Annotated in this window: 22 protein-coding genes and 1 pseudogene; 5 read left to right on the top strand and 18 right to left on the bottom strand. The window is 58.8% G+C overall.

Translation table 11 applies throughout. The annotated features are described in order from the left end of the window. Positions 1 to 105: 105 nt before the first annotated feature. From AAHM38_RS16405 to AAHM38_RS16445, 9 genes are all read right to left on the bottom strand, one after another. Complete coding sequence (locus tag AAHM38_RS16405) at positions 106 to 936, bottom strand: zonular occludens toxin domain-containing protein (protein WP_342234300.1); 831 nt, start codon at positions 934 to 936, stop codon at positions 106 to 108. Position 937: 1 nt separating this feature from the next. Then, the gene (locus tag AAHM38_RS16410) at positions 938 to 1,267 is read right to left on the bottom strand and encodes a DUF5455 family protein (protein WP_342234301.1); all 330 of its coding nucleotides are present in this window, start codon (positions 1,265 to 1,267) and stop codon (positions 938 to 940) included. A gap of 9 nt (positions 1,268 to 1,276) precedes the next feature. Continuing rightward, on the bottom strand, positions 1,277 to 2,824 hold the full coding sequence (locus AAHM38_RS16415) for a hypothetical protein (RefSeq protein WP_342234302.1): 1,548 nt from the start codon (positions 2,822 to 2,824) through the stop codon (positions 1,277 to 1,279). A 111-nt stretch (positions 2,825 to 2,935) separates the two neighbouring features. Then, positions 2,936 to 3,187 carry a hypothetical protein gene (locus tag AAHM38_RS16420; RefSeq protein ID WP_012762516.1) on the bottom strand — a complete coding sequence of 84 codons (252 nt, stop codon included), beginning with the start codon at positions 3,185 to 3,187 and terminating at the stop codon, positions 2,936 to 2,938. Between the two features lie 270 nt (positions 3,188 to 3,457). Then, positions 3,458 to 3,964 carry a hypothetical protein gene (locus AAHM38_RS16425; protein WP_103519424.1) on the bottom strand — a complete coding sequence of 169 codons (507 nt, stop codon included), beginning with the start codon at positions 3,962 to 3,964 and terminating at the stop codon, positions 3,458 to 3,460. Between the two features lie 9 nt (positions 3,965 to 3,973). Next, positions 3,974 to 4,120 (bottom strand): hypothetical protein, encoded by a 147-nt coding sequence (locus AAHM38_RS16430; RefSeq protein ID WP_157039885.1) that lies wholly within the window; start codon positions 4,118 to 4,120, stop codon positions 3,974 to 3,976. Between the two features lie 4 nt (positions 4,121 to 4,124). After that, the gene (locus AAHM38_RS16435; RefSeq protein WP_012762514.1) at positions 4,125 to 4,445 is read right to left on the bottom strand and encodes a hypothetical protein; all 321 of its coding nucleotides are present in this window, start codon (positions 4,443 to 4,445) and stop codon (positions 4,125 to 4,127) included. Continuing rightward, complete coding sequence (locus tag AAHM38_RS16440) at positions 4,445 to 4,612, bottom strand: hypothetical protein (RefSeq protein ID WP_012762513.1); 168 nt, start codon at positions 4,610 to 4,612, stop codon at positions 4,445 to 4,447. The genes AAHM38_RS16435 and AAHM38_RS16440 overlap by 1 nt, the downstream gene beginning before the upstream one ends. Positions 4,613 to 4,812: 200 nt before the next feature. After that, the gene (locus tag AAHM38_RS16445) at positions 4,813 to 5,142 is read right to left on the bottom strand and encodes a hypothetical protein (protein ID WP_342234303.1); all 330 of its coding nucleotides are present in this window, start codon (positions 5,140 to 5,142) and stop codon (positions 4,813 to 4,815) included. Positions 5,143 to 5,265: 123 nt separating this feature from the next. On the opposite strand from AAHM38_RS16445, the gene AAHM38_RS16450 reads away from it, so the two are divergent. Further along, on the top strand, positions 5,266 to 5,556 hold the full coding sequence (locus tag AAHM38_RS16450; protein ID WP_342234304.1) for a hypothetical protein: 291 nt from the start codon (positions 5,266 to 5,268) through the stop codon (positions 5,554 to 5,556). A 473-nt stretch (positions 5,557 to 6,029) separates the two neighbouring features. Here AAHM38_RS16450 and AAHM38_RS16455 read toward each other — a convergent pair whose 3' ends face one another. The 9 genes and pseudogenes from AAHM38_RS16455 to AAHM38_RS16495 form a co-directional block, all read right to left on the bottom strand. Beyond that, complete coding sequence (locus AAHM38_RS16455; protein WP_012762510.1) at positions 6,030 to 6,335, bottom strand: hypothetical protein; 306 nt, start codon at positions 6,333 to 6,335, stop codon at positions 6,030 to 6,032. A gap of 346 nt (positions 6,336 to 6,681) precedes the next feature. Further along, positions 6,682 to 7,467 (bottom strand): bestrophin-like domain, encoded by a 786-nt coding sequence (locus AAHM38_RS16460; RefSeq protein WP_012762509.1) that lies wholly within the window; start codon positions 7,465 to 7,467, stop codon positions 6,682 to 6,684. A 158-nt stretch (positions 7,468 to 7,625) separates the two neighbouring features. Then, on the bottom strand, positions 7,626 to 8,270 hold the full coding sequence (locus AAHM38_RS16465; protein WP_012762508.1) for a hypothetical protein: 645 nt from the start codon (positions 8,268 to 8,270) through the stop codon (positions 7,626 to 7,628). Further along, on the bottom strand, positions 8,267 to 8,950 hold the full coding sequence (locus AAHM38_RS16470) for an SCO family protein (protein WP_012762507.1): 684 nt from the start codon (positions 8,948 to 8,950) through the stop codon (positions 8,267 to 8,269). The genes AAHM38_RS16465 and AAHM38_RS16470 overlap by 4 nt, the downstream gene beginning before the upstream one ends. A 268-nt stretch (positions 8,951 to 9,218) precedes the next feature. After that, positions 9,219 to 9,827 carry a c-type cytochrome gene (locus AAHM38_RS16475; RefSeq protein WP_037028293.1) on the bottom strand — a complete coding sequence of 203 codons (609 nt, stop codon included), beginning with the start codon at positions 9,825 to 9,827 and terminating at the stop codon, positions 9,219 to 9,221. An 18-nt stretch (positions 9,828 to 9,845) separates the two neighbouring features. Then, complete coding sequence (locus tag AAHM38_RS16480) at positions 9,846 to 10,469, bottom strand: cbb3-type cytochrome c oxidase subunit II (RefSeq protein WP_116575404.1); 624 nt, start codon at positions 10,467 to 10,469, stop codon at positions 9,846 to 9,848. Continuing rightward, a complete protein-coding gene (locus tag AAHM38_RS16485; RefSeq protein WP_116575403.1) occupies positions 10,466 to 11,866 on the bottom strand; it encodes a cbb3-type cytochrome c oxidase subunit I in 1,401 nt (466 codons plus the stop codon). Before AAHM38_RS16485 ends, AAHM38_RS16480 begins: the two co-directional genes overlap by 4 nt. A 790-nt stretch (positions 11,867 to 12,656) precedes the next feature. Continuing rightward, a complete protein-coding gene (locus AAHM38_RS16490; RefSeq protein WP_037028305.1) occupies positions 12,657 to 13,772 on the bottom strand; it encodes a hypothetical protein in 1,116 nt (371 codons plus the stop codon). A gap of 791 nt (positions 13,773 to 14,563) precedes the next feature. Beyond that, positions 14,564 to 14,758 (bottom strand): annotated as a pseudogene (locus tag AAHM38_RS16495) (helix-turn-helix domain-containing protein); the annotation flags it as partial. Positions 14,759 to 15,124: 366 nt separating this feature from the next. Here AAHM38_RS16495 and AAHM38_RS16500 point away from each other — a divergent pair. From AAHM38_RS16500 to AAHM38_RS16515, 4 genes are all read left to right on the top strand, one after another. Next, on the top strand, positions 15,125 to 15,520 hold the full coding sequence (locus AAHM38_RS16500; protein WP_012762502.1) for a c-type cytochrome: 396 nt from the start codon (positions 15,125 to 15,127) through the stop codon (positions 15,518 to 15,520). A gap of 97 nt (positions 15,521 to 15,617) precedes the next feature. Continuing rightward, on the top strand, positions 15,618 to 16,226 hold the full coding sequence (locus AAHM38_RS16505) for a twin-arginine translocation signal domain-containing protein (RefSeq protein ID WP_012762501.1): 609 nt from the start codon (positions 15,618 to 15,620) through the stop codon (positions 16,224 to 16,226). Between the two features lie 120 nt (positions 16,227 to 16,346). Beyond that, entirely contained in the window at positions 16,347 to 17,915 is a 1,569-nt protein-coding gene (locus tag AAHM38_RS16510) for a GMC family oxidoreductase (RefSeq protein ID WP_009241233.1), read from the top strand. Positions 17,916 to 17,953: 38 nt separating this feature from the next. Continuing rightward, entirely contained in the window at positions 17,954 to 18,301 is a 348-nt protein-coding gene (locus AAHM38_RS16515; protein WP_012762500.1) for a ribbon-helix-helix domain-containing protein, read from the top strand. The last annotated feature ends 2 nt before the right edge of the window (positions 18,302 to 18,303 follow it).

Below are 18,303 nucleotides of genomic sequence, written 5' to 3' on the forward strand. Positions count from 1 at the left end.
GGCCAACTCTCAACACGAAAATTCGTACCGCCGAAGATCGCCCAAAGAAAGGAAGCCTGCCCACCAAGTATCGCGATCACAGCTACCAAGTACCTCATACAACCCTCACCATGATGGGCAACGCGAAATAAAGTTCGACCACTCACGCCACTGCTCTGGAGTGATGATCCCCGCCTCACGCAGCTTGAGAATTTTCCGGCGCTCGTTCAGCTTCGCCTCTATGCCGCGCACCTTCTGCGGCTGCAGCCGGCCATGCGTGTACCAGCCGGGAAGGTAGCTGTACGGTGCCTGCGATGCGTCTTCCTTGAACACCTGCCGGGTGTCATATGCCGGGTACAAATCCCCGCCCTTGTACCACCAGCGGTCAGCCACCATCGCGTTGAACTCAGTGCCGTACAGCACCTTTGCGACATGCAGTTTCGGGAGCTTCAGCTTGACCTTGCCGAGCGTGAACGTATCGATCAAGCCGGACAGGAAAGGGATTTTCAGGCGATCAAAACGACGGCACTCAACGAGGTACTCGACCAACGCATCGCGAACCTGACGGTCAACTTGGCTGATGTGCTGGCAGATGAAATACACATCCCAGCCTCTCTTACGGCTGTGCACCAGCCAGTCGATCACGTCCTGCTGTCGCTTGTCCTGCCAGTTACGAGCGTTCAGCAGCTGCGAGACTTCATCGAGAAAGATGCCGCCATTCTTCGTTTCGTCGTAACTCTCATTGCCGCGCCCTAAGCTATCCAGATGTGCAACCGTCGGCTTATCAGGCAGACGCACAACACGCGGCGTCTTCGCCTTCGGCCCGCACAGCTTCTCGAGATTCAAATCGAGATTCGTCGCAACAGGCCGGCCCTCTGCCAGCAAGTCGCGAATGCGGCCGACCGTTGCAAGACTTTTGCCAGAACCGAGCCGCCCCGTGATGATGTAGATAGGCATTTCAAGCCGCCGCCATAATCTTGATATTGCCAACGCCCCAGCGATACAGAAAGATCGCTGCATCAGCTGCAAACGCAACATCGAGCGCGGCGTTCAAGCTGTCCGCAGCTAGCAACCACATCGCATCACCGAGAGGCACCGCGAGATACGCCGGCATCGCGCCGATCAACCCATTCAACACCAACGCCTGCGCAGCAAGCATCCCAGTCGTCAGCGTACCGAACGCAGCAACAGCTGCCATTGCGAACGCAACCTTCTGCGTGAACCACTTCGCAAAGAAGCCGGCCATCGAGCCAAACAAAGACACCATCAACGATGCGAGCAATGGCATACCGCCCCCTTAAACTGCACCGGCATTCGCGCCGGCCGCCTTATTCCAGACATAGACCGCCGAGAGCACCGGCCACAACCAAGCAAGCAGGTCATGCACATATTGAAGCTGCGTGCAGACATCCCACGTGCCACGCCAGCTACCCCACGAAAACCACTCGATAGGCTGACACGATCCACCCGGCAAGATATGAGGCATGGTCAACGTCCACGACCTACTGTTGTTGACGTTCTGTAGCTGCGCCTCTGCTGTCTGCTCAGCTGTCTGCAAATCGGTCGACGGCTGCGCCATCGCAGTCCCAGCATCCGCTTTCGACGGCGTTCCGGTTTCGTCTATCAAACACTTCGGGCTACCGCTCGTACCGAGGCCACACGGCGTAGGAGACGACGCCGGCTGCGGCTGGGGATTGCCACCTCCGCCGGTACCCCCAGCCGTCGGACTCTGCGTAGTCGTTGTTGTCGTCGTCGTCCCGTCCGGGTTGGTTGTCGTCGTTGTCACAGTCACAGTCACCGGATGCTCGGCAAGCGTACCCGTATCCGTATTTGGCGAAACCGTCACCGTCTGCTGACTTGTGGTCGTACCAGCCGACGTAGTGGTTGTCGTCTTAGGCCCAACCACCTGCCCATTCGCAGGACTCAAAATCTGCGCAGGCAACGCCTGCGTAGATGCATCTCCCAAGGCCGCATACCATTGATCGGGCGGCATGATCCCCCAATAGTCTTTAGCCCGGTTCGGATTGCCGCTCATCACGTTCGCCAAGTTACTCGCTAACTCCGGGTATTGCACCGGCTGCGGCTGAACATTCGCATTAGGGTCAACGACACATTGCGAACCAGATGCAACATAGTTCTTCACACACCTACCGTTCGACTGCACCCCAACACCGTTCCAAGACGGGTTGCTAACTTGCCCATCTTGCTTAATGACAAACACGCACCCGCCTGACGTCGGCGAGTAATACTTGACAGAACTAAACGTCGCTGTTGTGCCAGCGGTATTGTTCCCAAACGCGTTATTCGCCCAGGCCTGACAAGCGGCCTGCGGGCTATCAAACAAATTCGTGCCATCCGCGGTCCACTGGAACCCGTTGAAGCCAGTGTCCGTAGAAGCAGGGTTCGCAACGCCCGGCTTACACCATCCATTAGGACTCGTTTGGCACTGCTTAATGCCATACGAAATCAAATCCGCGGCGAGCAACGTCAATGCTATAGGCGTCACCAAACCTACGGCCCGACTCGCAATGCTGGCCATCGCCACACCGCGACCCTCATTGATCATTACCCGACCGATGATGCCGTTACCAGTATTCATCGCGCCAACACCGATATCGACTTCACCAGCCTGCAATACCGTCAACCCACTCGGCGACGCTGTAACGGTCTGCGAAATATTCCGAATCAAATTCGGCACAAGCTGCTGCAACGTCATGTTGGTTTGCGCGTACGCCCGAACAGGCACAAGCACGGACATCACCAGCGCAACCGCAACGACGACGGGCGCAATCAGCAGATCAACCAACACATGCCGCCCACGTTCAGCGGAAGCAAGGACTTTCATACGAGTGACAGGCATAGAACACCTCATACATGGGATCAAGCCGCGTGCCGCATGCGCTCAAAAACAAAAGGCCCGCGAGGGCCAGGGGAGCTAGCTTCGCGGGCCGGAACATCACGCCACCTTGTTGACCAGCTTGCGGCCGATGCGGAAGCCAATGTAGATGCCCCACACGATGACAGCCGCAGCGATGGCCTTGGTGCCAAGCGCCGTGGCGTTCGACGTGGTGCTGTCGAACACGGGTTGCATCGCGGTCGGAAAATCGAACGTGGTTTGCGCTTGAGCGCCGACCGCACCGACCATGCCAGCCACGGCAACCGATGCCAGCAGCAGCTTCTGCTTCGCACCTTCCAGATTCACCTTCATGATTCACCTCCAAAAATGGGCCGGTTGAGAAATTGCCCGGCTTGGCCCATCAACCGGTCAAAAAAGATCGAGCAACTTGCGACCAAGCCGAAACAACGACCCGACAAGCCAACCCGAAAAAAAGAACAACATGCAGAAGCCCGCATACGTAGCTAGGTCCGACGCGCTGTAGCTCATCGCGTATTCCCCGCAATGAAGCCGAGGCAAAAGCAGACCGCGACGAAACCCACCGCTAGCACCATGAAGCCGTCATAGCTCATACGTTTCTCCCTAAAGCCCTGCGGCTTCTATCGCTTGGTCGTACTGCTCAGACAGCTTGTCGATTTGGTCTTGCAGATCGTCACCACGGGCATGCGCCATCGCGTATTTGCGCAGCCACGACTGGGCATCTAACTCAGCCTCTTCACGCTCTTCGTCGAACCGCTGATGCAGCATTTCGAGACCGTGCGATATGTGCGCTAGCTCTTCAGCTTCGTCGTCCCAGTTCGCCAGCTTTGCCCCCGGATCGATCTCGCCGTTTTTCTCCGCAGCCCACAGACGGTCCATCACTACAACCAGCCGATCCGCGACAAGAGACGCCTTCAGCGTGGCCGCATACTCACGATCTCGCGCAGCCATCTCCCGCTCATGCGCACGGTCTTCCTCATCACGTGCCGCATCACGCTTACGAATTGCACGCTCGCGTTTGCCCTGCAACTCATCCGCCGCGAGCAAGTGCTGCTCTTGACCAGACTCGCCGTCATCGAACAACCCCGAGAACCAATCCGAAAGCCCCACAGCAGCCCCTTATCGATACGAAACCTGCGCTGTTGCACGCTCCATTTCGTCACGCACATCAACGTCATGGAGCCAATGCCAAGACGCGGCATATGCCCAGCCAGCGCCAATCACGATGCCGACGAGCAGCCACGCAACGCGCTTCCAGTCATCCATGGCGTCAACCGATCTGACCGGACTCGCGGTCACTCACGTCGACGTAGTTGTCGATAAATGCCTGCCGCGCATCGGCATGAACCTCGATCGTCGACTGCGCCCACACCTCGCCATGGAGGTAAGTAGCCACCCGCACAAGCGGGCTCGCAGGGTCATTCATCAACAACGACAGCAACGACAGCAGGGCGCCCTGCGCATAGTCGTTAAATACGAATCGCGTCGACGAATTCGCCGGGTCCTGCATGACCCCTTTAAGACGCTCTACAGAAATGCCATCAGCCATCACGTTTATCTCCATCGTTTTGTTGTCATGCGGATCGACCATCACAGCCCCCGCTTCAGACCACGCACAAAAACACTCAGCAACAACATCACCACGACGAACATCACCAATGCCCACCCAACTGCTTCCTCAGGCGACATCGGCATAGCAGGAACAGCGGGTTGCGACGACGCAGACCCAACCAGATAACCGAGCAGAAAATTCAGCATCAGGAACCCCACCTATTCAGGAAGTACCAAACGACGGCACGGAAATAGTCGGAGTGCATCCACGCCGTGATGCCAGCCACGAAACCAAGGCACCACACGAACAGAGCGCAGCACAGCAGCCGTTTCATCACGCACCCCGTAAACCGAAAAAAGCCCACGAAGGGTCATCCCCTCCGCAGGCTTTGCGTCATGCAGCATGATCACGATGCAGCGGCTTGCGCCTTCTGTGCATTGGCAGCGGGCCGCATGTTCAGAGCTTTCAGGCCGACGATGCGTGCAACCAATTCACCATCACGCGAGACAAACAGCTTGTAGTCGGCCAGATAATCGCCGGGCGTGGTGTCCTTGAGTTCGTCGGCGACGTTCACACGGCCAACCTTGACTTGCGCGGCAGTGGCGCCGTTCGCATCAACCACTTCTTCGGTCAGGATGCATTGCGCTTCATGCATCGAGTAGGGACGGCCAGTCTTGGCCGAGACGCCGTTACGGCTGTTGATGGCGATGATGGTCAGCTTTTGAGTGTTCGACATGATGGCTCCGACGTATGAGCAAATTGGTGTATGGTTAACTTGCACTCACGAATGAATTACTCAGGCGTGAGTACAGTGCAAAATATACTCACCGGTGAGTAAATTCACCAATTGGAGTTTTCTATGGAATATTCGGAACTGATTGACAGGGCCTTGCACGACCGAAAGGTCAACAAAGCCGCAAAAGAGATGGGCATCCCCCAGCCCAGCCTCGACCGATACGCCAAAGGCCAAACACTGCCGAACTACACAGCAGCCTTAATACTTGCCAAGGAAGCAGGGGTCAGCGCCGCTGAAGCGCTGTGCGCGGTTGCGTGCGAAGAAGCCAAACGCGCAGGCATTTACGAGAATGTGAAGAAGGTTTTTCGCTCGCTGCTTAGCGCCGCGAAACCGAGGAACAGGCTGGCCGCCTGACCCTTGCGCTAGGCAGTATGCGAGGGGTTCAAAAAGGACCCTCTCCGCCAGCAAGTCCAGCGCCCCCGTCAAACGGGGCCTGGTTCGAACAAAGCCCCGCCCTTGGCGGGGCTTTGTCGTTTACGCGTTCTCGGCGGTACAGATGGCCCAAGTTTTTAGGGGTTTGAGGGCGCCATTCTCAGCGCGACAGTACGGCGGTACCGTTAGGTGGTTTGGACACCCCAATATCGGGGTTGTTAAGCCGAAGCGAATCCCAGCAGCGCGCGCCGGGCAGCCCAATCGATGGGCAACGGGACGCTCTATTTGAGCGTATCCGAGGCCAGGCTTGGCGGTTGGGCACCGTCTAACATGGCCCGCACAATGTCAGGTGCCAGGAATGCCCGCCGGGGCTTACGGCGTCTTGATCGCCCCGGACGAGCCGTCGTGGATAAAGCCAACGGGCGCCAATCCCTGGGCCGATGAGGTCGTCTTGGTCAGGACCCGACCACGTCGGCGCCATTGCCGCGGACGTACGGCACCGGGCCGATCCCGCGTGCCGCCGCGAGGGCCTCGATCGCGTATCGGATCGAGACCGCGTCATTGAGCGAGTGGAACGTGCCGTCCTCGTTGAAACTGACTTGCGCGCCTTCGATCCAGGCGATAGTGAAGGTGTCTTCGGTGTTGTCTTCGGGGGTGTAGAAGGTATGCACCGAGCCGCCGGGCTCGTACAGGTAGGAGCCCGCCGTCTGCGGCTGGTCGGGGTACTCGCGATACTTCCAGCAGCCCTGGATCGTCCACACCTGCGCTGTACCAGTGTGGTAGTGAATCCCCTCAGCAGTACCAGTATGGTGGCGTCGGTTCGCTGCCGTTCCGGCCTCTGCGGCACAAGCAAGGGCGAATCAGACTCGCCGGCGACGCCGGGCGTGGCGAACCAGATCGACGGCCAAGACCAAAGAGCGCCGTACTGCAGTCTGGGTAGCGGGGAGCAACCCTAGAGCGCGCGCCATGGGCGTTTGCTGCTGATACGGAGGCAGGCCCCATGCCGAGAAGGATGTGTGGGATGTTCGGCAGCGCATCGGCAACGGCCTCGCGCAAACAGAGCGCTTCGTTGCTGCCCTGCAGAATCTGATTTCCGCCAGCAATCAGCTATGACTGTGGGCCCGACGAATCCTTCTCTTCGATCATGGATTCCAGCAGCAAATCGAATGGCGCGCTAGACACCTTGAATATGCCTTGGTACGGATGGGTCAATTCCAGTATCAGAAAATTGGCGCTCGCGATGGCGATGGCACCCAATAGCAGAAAAAACAACGCGAGCACACTGCCGCTGCTGAGGCTTCCATAAAGAAAGAACAGCAAACAGGCCCATCCAAAAACAATGACAAGAAGCAACGTCGGAACTTGGCTAGAAAGGCTCCTGACAATATTGGATTGAATGGAAATGAAGTTGCTGGAGAATTGCCGGATTGAGTTTAGATCGTCACGAGTAATATTTCTGAACGCCTCGGAGAGCCTGTTGATCTCCAGTACCGTCTCGACATCTTCGGACAGATGGCTGTAGCTGACCTCTCCGCCATGCTTCTTGCTCTCACGGGGCCAGTATCGTCGCAGCAAGCGAACAACCATCTGCCGCAGCATAAGCCTTGGCTTATCAGACACATCAGGAAATTGCTTCAGTAAGAGGTCGATATTGGCGACTGAATTGATCAGTGAATTAAAGTCGGCCTGATGGCTGTTGAAGGTGGTGTAGGAGGAGGATACAAGGAGGCCTAAAACAATGGCAAAAAGAGTGCCAATCAAACCGGAAACCGATCTGATTACATCCACTGAAAGACTGATTTCGGCGGGGAGCAGCTTGTGTACATAGCCCCCGGCAATTGCACAGGCAAAAGTAGCTATGGCAATTGCAATGCAGCGACCAAGGATGTTCATTCGGATCGTTCGTTCGGGTTAGTTTCGTTCATTTTGCGTCCGCCATCGCTGGCGGGGCATTACTATTCCATCTGATCAGCCGTTCTATGAGCGCACGCAAATCCTGGGTCTGGATTCCGTGCAAATTAACACCGCTGCGTCACTGAGTCTCTTCGACACTATTGCTCGTCAGTATCCCGATCCTGCGCAAGGAAGGAAAATCCGAATCCAGGCAATCGTCGCAGGTGCAGGACGATTCCAATGGCAACCGCGATGGCGTACGCCACTAAGCCGATTCCGGTGAGGCGTTGATCGTCCATCAGATAACTGGCGCACAGACGGGTCGGTGTGTCATGAAACAGCAAGCCCACCGTGGCGAGCATCCAGATCAGGTTTCCAGCAAAGAAAACCAGCCCCCCGCCAGGCGCGCGCCGCAGCCCGTGCTGCAGAGCGCCGCCCGCAATAAACAGCGATGCCAGTTTGGCAGCATCGATGCCGGCATCAAGCCGGGCCAGATCGAGTCCCAGTGGCACCATCCAGAACATGAGGCACAAAGTTGCACCGAGCAGAGGCACCAGCCCCATGTGCATGATTGCTTCAAAGGCGCGGCCATCGCCAATGCGTCGCGAAACCATGCGTGACGCCGCAAATCCCGATGCCATTACGAAAGGAAACTCAGCAAGCATCTGCAATGCCATGGACGATTCGACGGCGTTGCGGATCGGCGCCAGCAATAACACGGCAGGCAGGAAGACGGCGCACCACTCGACCCATGTGCGGTGGAGAGAGAACTGCGTTGCGGAATACCGGGCGGCGAGCTTCATCGCAGCACCTGCTGAGCCGCCGTCAACGCGGCATCGAACGCGCTGTAATCGTAAAGACCGAGGACGACACCACGCGCGTCGATGAGATGAATCTCGCCGTTGTGCACGTATCCGCCGAGCCCGTCGGGAATGGCAACCACATCGAGCGAACGCAATAGCGCTTCCTTTGATTCCGTGGTCAGCGGAGCGCCGATGCGCCAGATTGCTGGGTCGGCATGTTGCTGGTTGCCATATGCGCCTAGGCTTCGCGCATCGTCATGAGCGGGATCAATGGAAACCGACAGGAGCTCGACGCGGCCCGCCAGCGCTCCCGTCTTCACACGTTGCTGGAGTTGAAAGAACTCCGAACCCAGCGCCGCGCATACTGTGGTGCACCGCGTGTAGATGAAATCCACCAGATAGACATGCTCGTCTCGGGACGTTGGGGTCCACGGCACAAAACTGCGGCCGCGTTCATCGCGAAGCTCCACGGGTGGTGCAATCAGACTTCGGTCCGCAGACATCATGCTGCGGCGGTCATCCAAGGTCCAGACCTTGAAACCTGCCGTCAAGCAATACAGTGCGATGACGAAGGCGATGCTCAGTACCAGGCAGCCAGCCCCGGCCGCCCAGAGGCCGGGCGCCTTCGACACCGGGCCTTGCTGGCGCCTTCCGGCATGTGCCTCTCGCGAATCACGCATTCCCTATGTTCATTTGCCTGCCGAACTGCAAGAATCCCGACCAATCAACGGCCGCCGTGTACTGCCCGGGCTTTCGTGGATCGCTTGCATGCGCCATCCCTCATCTGCGCCCAGGTACGAAAAAGTCATGCGTGTAGATTCCCTCGGGCTTTCTTGGCTGGCGAGCTACCCAATTCATCAGCGGGCACTCGCCATGCCTGCCTGACTAAGCGGCACTCAGTGATCGGCAGAGCCGGGCACGCGCAGCCTGATCATTCGTCTTTTCCATTTACCACTTGAGCTTGCCCAGTTCGTCGTCTCCGTTATAAGGAGCGGTTTTTTCTTTGGTCGCATCGCGCACCTGGGTGACCGCTTGCGCGAGGATGGGTGGCGCAGCGTTGCCCCACTGGCTCCTCACATAACCCAACACGGCCGCAATCTCGGCGTCGCTGAGCTGGTCGCTGAACGAGGGCATCGCGCCATTGAACTTGGCGCCCTTGACGGTCAGCGGGCCAGTGATGCCGTGCAACACAATGGCCGCCACGGTCTCGGGGCGCCCTTGCACCCATTCCGAGCCGGCCAACGGGGGGAACACCCCGGGCAAGCCTTGCCCCGTCGCCTGATGGCAGGCCGCGCAGCGTGAAGCGAACAGCGCCGCGCCGTCAGTAGCGCCGCCGCCACCCGCTTTCCCTTTTTCAAGATCGGCCACGGTCCGGCTGTCCCCAAGACTGGCAGGGACGTTGATCGGGGAATTCGCGATGTAATAGATTCCCCACACAACAAGCGCCGCAACCAGCAGCTTGATGCCCAGGGGAATGGGAGTCTGGGATTCACCGGGCTCGGCATGCTCCCGCTCCTCTTGCGGGGTTGGCCGGGGGGCGGACTTGTCGTTCAGCATTGTCGTGGCTCCGCCGGGCTAGTTGGCAGCGACAGGCTTGGCAGCCTTGCTGGCTTCACCACCCGGCGCGGCAATTGCTGCATACGTATGGTCGAGCGACTTCAGGTACGCGACAAGATCAAGCGCATCGGGTGTCGCGACGACAACCTTGCCGGCCGGGGCTGCGCCCGGAGGCAGCGTCACTACGCGGTCTCCTTGGTCAGCTGCGTCTTTCACGTCGAACAGATATGGGTAGCTCGGCATGATGCTCTGCGCGACGTAGGCCCGCGGCTGGTACAGGTGTCCGAGGTGCCAGTCCGCGCTGGGCTGGCGTGCGCCGATGTTGAAAAGATCGGGGCCCGTGCGCATCGTGCCGAGCAGATGCGGGTGATCGTAGTAGTAGTCTGCCGCCACCGACGCCCGACCCCAGCCACGCTTGGCGTCGGGTGCAAAAGCGGCATCCCGAGGTTGCTGCGAATGGCAGTAGATGCAGCCGTTGCTGATATAGACCTGACGCCCACGCAGTTCTGCTGCGGTGTACGGCTTGAGTCCCGGGAGAGGCTTCAGTTCATGCAGCTGCAAAAAAGGTAGCACCACCAATGCACTGGTCGCCAGCGCCAGCATGAACATCCCCGAAGCGATCAGGAAGGTGACGCTTCTCATGAGCTGGCTCCCGATTTGGTCGCACCAGCGAGAGCGAACATCGCCGGCTTATCCCGATTCGGGCCCAGCCCAAGGATGACGCACGCAAAGTGAATGATGAACAGCAGGTGCCCGAGCACCATCAAGCCGCCCCCCACAGAGCGAGCCTCTAGGTACGGCACCGTCAGCACAACAGAATCGATGAACGGCCGTGACGCATCCAGCATGGCCAATCCCTGAAGCAGGCCCGCGATGGTCAAGGAGACGAAGTAGATGCCGATGCCGATGGCTGCCAGCCAGAAATGTGCTGTGATCAGGTTCGGGTAAGGCCACTCACGCTGCGTAACACGCGGAACGATGAAGTAGATTGAGCCGAAGAAGACAAAGCTCACGAATGCGTAAAGCCCCAGGTGCGCGTGACCGACGGTGTAATGCGTAAAGTGCGTGATGACATTGACGCTGCGCAGCGCCTCGAACGAGCCCTGGATCGAGCTCAGCGTGTACATCATCCCGCCAAAGGTCACGAAGCGCAGCGTCGGCGAGTACAGCAGCGCCTTGAAATTCCCCCGCATCGTCTGATGCAGGTTGACCGAGAACGCGATCACCGGAATCAGCATCATCATGCTCTGCACGATGGACAGCGTGATCAGCCAACCGGGGACGGGGCCGCCCACAAAATGGTGGCCGCCAACTTGCCCATACAGGAACGCCAGCGTCCAAAACCCGAGCAAGGACAGACCGTACGATTGAATTGGTTTTCCGATGATCTTGGGCAGGAAGTAGTAGATGGACGCCAAGGCAAGCGGCGTATAGAACAACCCCAGCACGCTATGCCCAAACCACCAGTTCATGGTCGCCTGCTCGACCCCGAAATGAACGTAGGGCACCTTGGCCACCAGGTACAGCACAGGGAACCAGAAGAGCGCGCACCCCATGTACCAGACGGAGACATAGAGATGGCTGACCCGGGTTGCCAGCAGTGTCAGCACCAGGGGGATGCCGACCAAGGCGCCCCCCACGGCAAACAGAATGCCGATCTGCCATGGAATCTCCAACCATTCGAGCCCATCGGACAAGCCGGCAGCGATGCTACCCAGTCCGGCAACGACGCCCGCATTCCACAACAGTGCACCCAAGACCGCGAACGTTCCACCCACCAACGGAGTCTTGAGCACGCGGGGCAAGACAAACTGTGTAATACCGAGGCCAGCCATTGGCGCCCAGCCATACGCCACGGCATTCAAGTGGATGGTGCGGATGCGCCCGAATGATAGCCACGCCTGAGAGGCTAGCGCATCAGGAAGATGCAGCTTGAGCGATGCGGTGAGCCCTGCCAGGGAAGCCACCAGCAGCCACAGCATCGCACTGCACAAGAACACGAAAACGACCAGCGACGATGCATCGGCTCCGTTAGTCATTTTTTACGCCAAGACGGCGGAGCACCGCAACAGGTAACACTCCTACAGTTTCCTGCAGCCGGAATCATCCCTCCCCAGAGGATTCGAATTTCAATCTAGGCGATCAACGAAAGTTTGCAAAGGGAGGTGTTAATAACGCCCGCAAGCTTGGCCGGTCAAAGAGAAGTCGGCCAAACGGGGTGAACGCATGAAACGGGCGGACCTGAACCGGGGTTCCTGTCCTGGAGCGTGTTCATCGGCTATTCGCTTGATTACCTTTCCCCGCGTTCTCCTGCCGGCTTCCCCAACGGCAAGAGAGCTTTGCCACCGTCTACGTCATGCCGCCTGACATGTAGGGGACGGCTACACGTGCCGCACCTGAACACCATCGCCCACGCCTGTCTGAAAGACATACCCACGCGACCGCTGGTCCGCAAAGCGTCCTAAATCGCCGAGCGGCTTCCGCATCGCTGGAAACCCGCCCCCCCCCCGGACCGACCAGATAGTTTCAAGTGCCTGTTCGCAGGCAATTATAGATTGAAGTATCTATAGTGACAATAGTATCAGTCGTGACGTTAGTGTCATTAAGTTCGACTGAACTAAACCGGAAGAAACGGACGGAGTCATGCGTGAAGACGCAAACAGAACCCGAGCAACTGGCGTTGGGTAGGCCCAATCGATGGGCAATGGCACGTGCTGCCTGAGGGCATCCGAGGTCTGGGCCGGCGTGCGCTTTCTCAGTGATCCTGGGCCGCAGCCTGGCGATCACGCCCCGTTTGTCGAAACACGAGCAACGGGGCGGCGTGGGGCGTTACTGCGCAACAAACAGAATGCCATGCGGATCTTGCAGGGCGGATGCGTTGCCGACGCTGGTCACAACCGGCGTCAGATGGCCGGTCTTGGTGTCCAACTGCATGACTTGGCCCTGCCCAGCGCTGTACGCGTCGCCTTGCTTGAACGAGGCGTCTACCCGGTAGGTCGTGTTGCTAGCATCGGTAAAAAGCATGAACGTCTTGCCCGTCGGCCCGGCAGCTGGTACCCAGCGGGTGTCATCGACCGGAGTGACCGGGCCGTCCTTGTCGTTGAAGAGCGTCAGTGTTAGCACGCTCACCGTTTGGCTCGGGCCGGGGTTGCTGATGAACACGAGCTTTCCGTCCGCCTGGCTGTCGAGTACCAGATTGCCGGAAGCGTCGATCGTTTCTGAGTCGGGGTCGGTCAGGGCAAGCGTGACGGGCTTGTTGAAGTTTGGATTGGTTGCGCCGCCAACGGAAGGCGTGATGTCGGTGGCTTGGGCATTACCGGCAAGGACCGGCGTGACGTCGAACGTCGTGCCGTTTGCATTCAGCGACAGCGAGACGACCGTGGGTGCGGCCGTGCCGGGCGTTGTTGGGTTGGAGGCGCTGGCGTACACAACACCGTTCAACAATTGCATGTCATCGAACCCACCGCCGTGCGCGGTCGGATTAACCGTTGCCTGATACGTCTTTTGCGCTCCGGTTGCGAGGTTGATGATGGTCAGCTTGGGGTTGGCGTCTTCGTTCGACATGGCCCACAACGTATTTGTGTCCGTACGTGCCAGCAAGCCGTCGATATGTCCAGGAACCGTATAGCTCTTCAGGACATTGCCACTCAAATCGTACTGGACCACTGTGTTGGTCAGGCTCGGCACGGAGCCGTCTTTGACATCGCCCGCCATTTGATAGCCGATGAAGACGGTGTTGTTGTATTGAACAATCGAGTCGGGTTTCGCGGTTGAGGACGGCGCCTTTGCAAACACCGACAAGGAATATCCGGCAGCCGTCGCAGTGTTGGGAATTTGCGCGGGCGTTGCGGCCGTTGCAGACGTTGCCGGTGTGTCATCACCACCGCCGCATGCAGTAAGTAGTGCCGCAGCAGACATTGCAACCAGCAAACTCTTCATCTTCATGTTCTACCCCCAGTTCAAGTTGATCCACGATTTCGGTTAGATGCGCAAAGCTTTGGAATTGAGAATGCAATCGCTTTGGCGTGACGACCCACAGTTGCGCGAAAAGTCTATGTGCCAATTGTGACTACTCAGTGAATTGAAAGAATTGGTGCAGCGTGAGGTGTCGTTGCACTGGAAGCCGCGCTTCTTGTCGAGGGCAGGAGCGTTAGCCTTCCAATCACGATGGACCAAGACTGATCAACGATCAGCGGATCAGCGGGGCTTGCGTCGGACGCCTGTTTGAGCGGGCTGATCCGTTGGGCTTGCTTGGTGGTGGACCCCACCGCATCGCTTACAGCCGGACTGGGCGGAGGCTTAACGATGCTGCGGCGAGCGGAGGAGGGTGCCTTGGCCTGCGTCGACTTGAGGCCCTTGTGGCTCTTGGTGGGTCCGGCTGCGGAGTTGGTCGCGGGGGCTCGACCGGGTGCATTCGAGGTGGAGGATTCCCTGTTATTCCCTGTTCCGAGTCGGTCGTTGTGCCCAGCAAATCCGGCCAGCCCGCGCAGAGCCTGGGGTACAAGTGGATCAGAGGGAGGGAAAGTGCCGAATTCCCTGCCAATTTCCCTGTTCGCAGCGAGCAGGGTGAGACAAACCAGCCGCTGACACAGCGCTCCGCCAGGATGCACTCCGAGGGGGTGCAAGTCGGTTCGGAGAAGAAGAGAAAAAGCCCGTGGAATAACGCTCCACGGGCTCTTTTTTGGTTCTTCGAAGACCGTGGGCCGGGTCTCCACATTCCGTAAGCTGATGCCAACACCTGCAACGCTCAATCGCACGCCATGCGCGCTTCGCTCGAATGGACGCACGCCGAGTTGCACTTCCAGCCGCGCCACCTGGTGGCTGATGGCGGATGCCGTGAGGTGAAGCTCCGCCGCGGCGTGCGCGAAGCCGCGGCGGCGCGCGACAGCTTCGAAACCCGGAGGGCAGCCCGTACTACGGCAAGCATGAATCCTATGCTTACCGTTTCCAGACCCCCGATCACGTCATTGTCTTCACCGGCGACACGGGCCCCAGCTCCGGACAAGTGGTCGTTGCCAAGGACCTGATGGAGTTTTGACCCCATGGTCGCTCGATTCAATCAATGCCTGTCGATGCGTTGCCCGAGGTGGAACGGTCATCGCGTGCGTTGAGACACAACAGCAGCGCAAGTTCGAACTCTCGTTCAGGCCCTGCTAGCCCATACGGCGCGCACGTTTGCGTCATTCCGACTCAATTGCTTCACAAGGGTTTCCCCTGTGAATAACGGGATGTGACCCGTGCCCTCATGCTTGCTCCTATAGTCCCATCAACTCCTTCATCAGAGAGGAGCCAGATCCATGATGGAGACGACACCCTTGAATATCCCGCCCAAGTCAAGTGGGTACGCGCACATGCAGACCCTGCGCGTCCTGTTCCGCAGCGCATTGATTGGTGCTGCTCTTTTGGCGGCGAGCGCGTCGCATGCTGCACTGGATGTTGGCCGGGCCAAGGCGCTGCTCTCGCAGAATGCATGCCTTGGTTGCCACGCGGTCGAATCACGCGTGGTCGGGCCTGCCTACAAAGACGTGGCGGCCAAATACAAAGGCGGGAATCCCGTTGTCCTCGGTGCGCGCATCAAGTCTGGCGGGGCAGGAAAATGGGGTGAGATTGCCATGCCGCCTCAGGCCCAGTTGTCCGATGCGGATGCCAGGATTCTGGCTGCGTGGATTTTGGCCGGCTGCCCCGATCAATGAGTTTAGCGAGCTGTCTTGCTGTTCGTGGTGACATTGTGAAAACGCGCGTCAGTCCGCCGCATGGCGACAAGCGCTGAACATTCTGGAGGTTACGCCTGTGAAAGTCATTCCCATTTCACATGATCAAGAACCGGGCGCGGCAGCTTCGAAGAAGGAACTGACGCTGACACGTAGAAGCATGCTCAAAGGTACCGGCGTGCTTGTGGGCACGTTGGCCATCGGCAGCCCGCTGGCGTTGCTGGCGCCGTCTACGGTGTGGGCTGTCGAGCTCAAGACGCTGAGCAAGGCCGAGGGCGACACGCTGCTGCAGATGGGGCGTGTACTGTTTCCCCACGCCAAGCTGCCCGACGCCGTTTATGCACTGCTCGTGAAAGACCTGGATGCAAAAGCCGCTCAGGACGCCCAGGCGGCCACGCAGTTGCACGAAGGTATTGCCGCGCTCGATAAGCTGGCTGGCGGCAGTTTCATCAAGGCCAGCGCAAAGAGGCGCCTGGCAGCGGTCAAGTCCATGGAAGGCAAGCCCTTCTTCAACACGGTTCGAGGCCAGTGCGTGACCTCGCTCTACGACAACGAAATGGCGTTTGCCACGTTCGGCTACCCGGGATCGGCGTGGGAAAAGGGGGGCTATATCACTCGCGGCTTCCAGGATCTGAAGTGGTTGCCAGCGCCCCCGGTGGAAGCGAGTCCGCCGCCTTTTCTGGGCTGATACGCGTCGCAACAACCCTCCGCTTCAAGCCCGTTAAGTGCTCGACGCAGAGCCGAGCCCGTTGACTGGAGCGAGACAAAAATGCCGGCGGCATGCTGGTGCGCAATACAGGAGACATGTATGGCAACGTTTGATTTCAGCGATGACTCGGTCGTCGTGATCATCGGTTCTGGTGCCGGCGGCGGCACGCTGGCCAACGAGCTGTGCCAGAAAGGCATCAAGGTCGTCGTGCTGGAAGCGGGCGGCAAGCAGTCGAATGCCAGCTTCATCAATGATGAATGGAAGGCCTTCAGCCAACTGGCTTGGCTCGACAAGCGCACGACCTCCGGAAGCTGGCGCATTGCCAAGGATTTTGCGGAACTCCCTGCCTGGATCTGCAAGACGGTTGGAGGTACAAGCACGCACTGGGCCGGCGCTTCTCTGCGCTTCCAGGAGCATGAATTTCAAGCCCGGACGCTGTACGGCGACCTCAAGGGAGCGAATCTGCTGGATTGGCCTCTCACGCTCAAGGAGCTGGAGCCGTATTACGCCAAGGCCGAAGACAAGATGGGCGTCACGCGCACCAATGGCATCCCGGGCCTGCCGGGCAACAACAACTTCAAGGTGATGTACAACGGCGCCACCCGGCTCGGCTATAAGGAAGTGCACACCGGCAACATGGCCATCAACAGCAAGCCGCGCAAGGGTCGCGCACGCTGCATGCAGCTCGGCTTCTGCTTCGAGGGCTGCAAGAGCGGCGCCAAATGGTCGACCCTGTACACCGAGTTGCCCGAAGCAGACGCTACCGGCAATTTCGAGTTGCGCACGCAGGCGCATGTCACCCGCATCGAACACGATGACAAGGGGCGCGTGAATGCCGTCATCTATATGGACAAGGACGGCAAGGAACAGCGGCAAAAGGCGCGCATCGTCTGCGTGGCGGGGAACTCCATCGAAACACCGCGTCTGCTGCTGCTATCCGCTTCGAACATGTTCAAGGACGGTCTGGCCAATTCGTCGGGTCAGGTCGGCCGCAATTACATGCGCCATATGACCGGGTCGGTTTATGCGGCATTCAAGGAGCCTGTGCACATGTACCGCGGCACGACCATGGCCGGCATTGTGCGTGACGAGGCTCGCCACGATACCCGTCGTGGGTTCGTCGGCGGTTACGAACTCGAAACGCTGTCGCTGGGTATTCCGTTCATGGCAGCCTTTCTGAATCCGGGGGGGTGGGGTTCCGACTTCGCGTGGTGGATGGATCACTATACGAATTTGGCGGGCATGTGGCTCGTCGGTGAAGACATGCCGCGTGAGACGAACCGCGTTACGCTCAATACGAACGTCAAGGATCAATGGGGCAACTACGTGCCGAATGTGCACTTCGATGATCACGAAAACGACATCGCCATGCGCAAACACGCCTACACCCAGGCCGAGCGCATCTACGGCGCAGTCGGAGCGATCAAGACGTTCCGCACGCCGCCGTATCCGTCGACCCATAATCTGGGTACCGCCCGCATGAGCGCCCGCCCGCAGGATGGCGTCTGCAATAAATGGGGGCAGACACATGACATCGCGAATCTGTTCATCAGCGACGGCAGCCAGTTCACCACGGGCGGCTCGGAAAACCCGACATTGACCATCGTCACGCTCGCTATCCGGCAGGCTGACTACATTGCCAAGCAGATGTCGCAACGTTCGATCTGAGTGCCGCAGCGTCGGTTGACCCTCTGCAGGAGACTGCGATGTGTGAATTCTTCGTCACCGCTGATCCCATTCTTTATGAGTCGCGTACGCGCTCCGTGCGCATTCATGGGGTACACACCAGCATCCGGCTGGAAAACTTTGTCTGGGATACCTTGGCGATCCTCGCCGCGGATGAAAACATGACCACCAACGCGCTGATCGTCCAGTTTCACGACGAGATCCTGCATCACCGGGGCGACGTTCAGAATTTCACGTCCTTCCTGCGGGTGACCTGCCTGCGCTACCTTCGTCGTAAATGCGACCTGCTCGAAGCTGCACGGCAGGCTGAGGGGGTGATGCAGGCACAGATGGCACCGCAGAAGAGAACACTACAGACTACCCACTGAAA

The sequence above is a fragment of the Ralstonia sp. OTU4908 genome, from assembly GCF_038440115.1.
Taxonomy (GTDB): domain Bacteria; phylum Pseudomonadota; class Gammaproteobacteria; order Burkholderiales; family Burkholderiaceae; genus Ralstonia; species Ralstonia pickettii.

Excerpts from the sequence above, each read along its gene's own strand:
- AAHM38_RS16405 (WP_342234300.1), bottom strand. The coding sequence starts at position 936 with ATGCCTATCTACATCATCACGGGGCGGCTCGGTTCTGGCAAAAGTCTT.
- AAHM38_RS16410 (WP_342234301.1), bottom strand. The coding sequence starts at position 1,267 with ATGCCATTGCTCGCATCGTTGATGGTGTCTTTGTTTGGCTCGATGGCC.
- AAHM38_RS16415 (WP_342234302.1), bottom strand. The coding sequence starts at position 2,824 with ATGAAAGTCCTTGCTTCCGCTGAACGTGGGCGGCATGTGTTGGTTGAT.
- AAHM38_RS16420 (WP_012762516.1), bottom strand. The coding sequence starts at position 3,187 with ATGAAGGTGAATCTGGAAGGTGCGAAGCAGAAGCTGCTGCTGGCATCG.
- AAHM38_RS16430 (WP_157039885.1), bottom strand. The coding sequence starts at position 4,120 with ATGGATGACTGGAAGCGCGTTGCGTGGCTGCTCGTCGGCATCGTGATT.
- AAHM38_RS16435 (WP_012762514.1), bottom strand. The coding sequence starts at position 4,445 with ATGGTCGATCCGCATGACAACAAAACGATGGAGATAAACGTGATGGCT.
- AAHM38_RS16440 (WP_012762513.1), bottom strand. The coding sequence starts at position 4,612 with ATGCTGAATTTTCTGCTCGGTTATCTGGTTGGGTCTGCGTCGTCGCAA.
- AAHM38_RS16445 (WP_342234303.1), bottom strand. The coding sequence starts at position 5,142 with ATGTCGAACACTCAAAAGCTGACCATCATCGCCATCAACAGCCGTAAC.
- AAHM38_RS16450 (WP_342234304.1), top strand. The coding sequence starts at position 5,266 with ATGGAATATTCGGAACTGATTGACAGGGCCTTGCACGACCGAAAGGTC.
- AAHM38_RS16460 (WP_012762509.1), bottom strand. The coding sequence starts at position 7,467 with ATGAACATCCTTGGTCGCTGCATTGCAATTGCCATAGCTACTTTTGCC.
- AAHM38_RS16465 (WP_012762508.1), bottom strand. The coding sequence starts at position 8,270 with ATGAAGCTCGCCGCCCGGTATTCCGCAACGCAGTTCTCTCTCCACCGC.
- AAHM38_RS16470 (WP_012762507.1), bottom strand. The coding sequence starts at position 8,950 with ATGCGTGATTCGCGAGAGGCACATGCCGGAAGGCGCCAGCAAGGCCCG.
- AAHM38_RS16475 (WP_037028293.1), bottom strand. The coding sequence starts at position 9,827 with ATGCTGAACGACAAGTCCGCCCCCCGGCCAACCCCGCAAGAGGAGCGG.
- AAHM38_RS16480 (WP_116575404.1), bottom strand. The coding sequence starts at position 10,469 with ATGAGAAGCGTCACCTTCCTGATCGCTTCGGGGATGTTCATGCTGGCG.
- AAHM38_RS16485 (WP_116575403.1), bottom strand. The coding sequence starts at position 11,866 with ATGACTAACGGAGCCGATGCATCGTCGCTGGTCGTTTTCGTGTTCTTG.
- AAHM38_RS16490 (WP_037028305.1), bottom strand. The coding sequence starts at position 13,772 with ATGAAGATGAAGAGTTTGCTGGTTGCAATGTCTGCTGCGGCACTACTT.
- AAHM38_RS16500 (WP_012762502.1), top strand. The coding sequence starts at position 15,125 with ATGATGGAGACGACACCCTTGAATATCCCGCCCAAGTCAAGTGGGTAC.
- AAHM38_RS16510 (WP_009241233.1), top strand. The coding sequence starts at position 16,347 with ATGGCAACGTTTGATTTCAGCGATGACTCGGTCGTCGTGATCATCGGT.
- AAHM38_RS16515 (WP_012762500.1), top strand. The coding sequence starts at position 17,954 with ATGTGTGAATTCTTCGTCACCGCTGATCCCATTCTTTATGAGTCGCGT.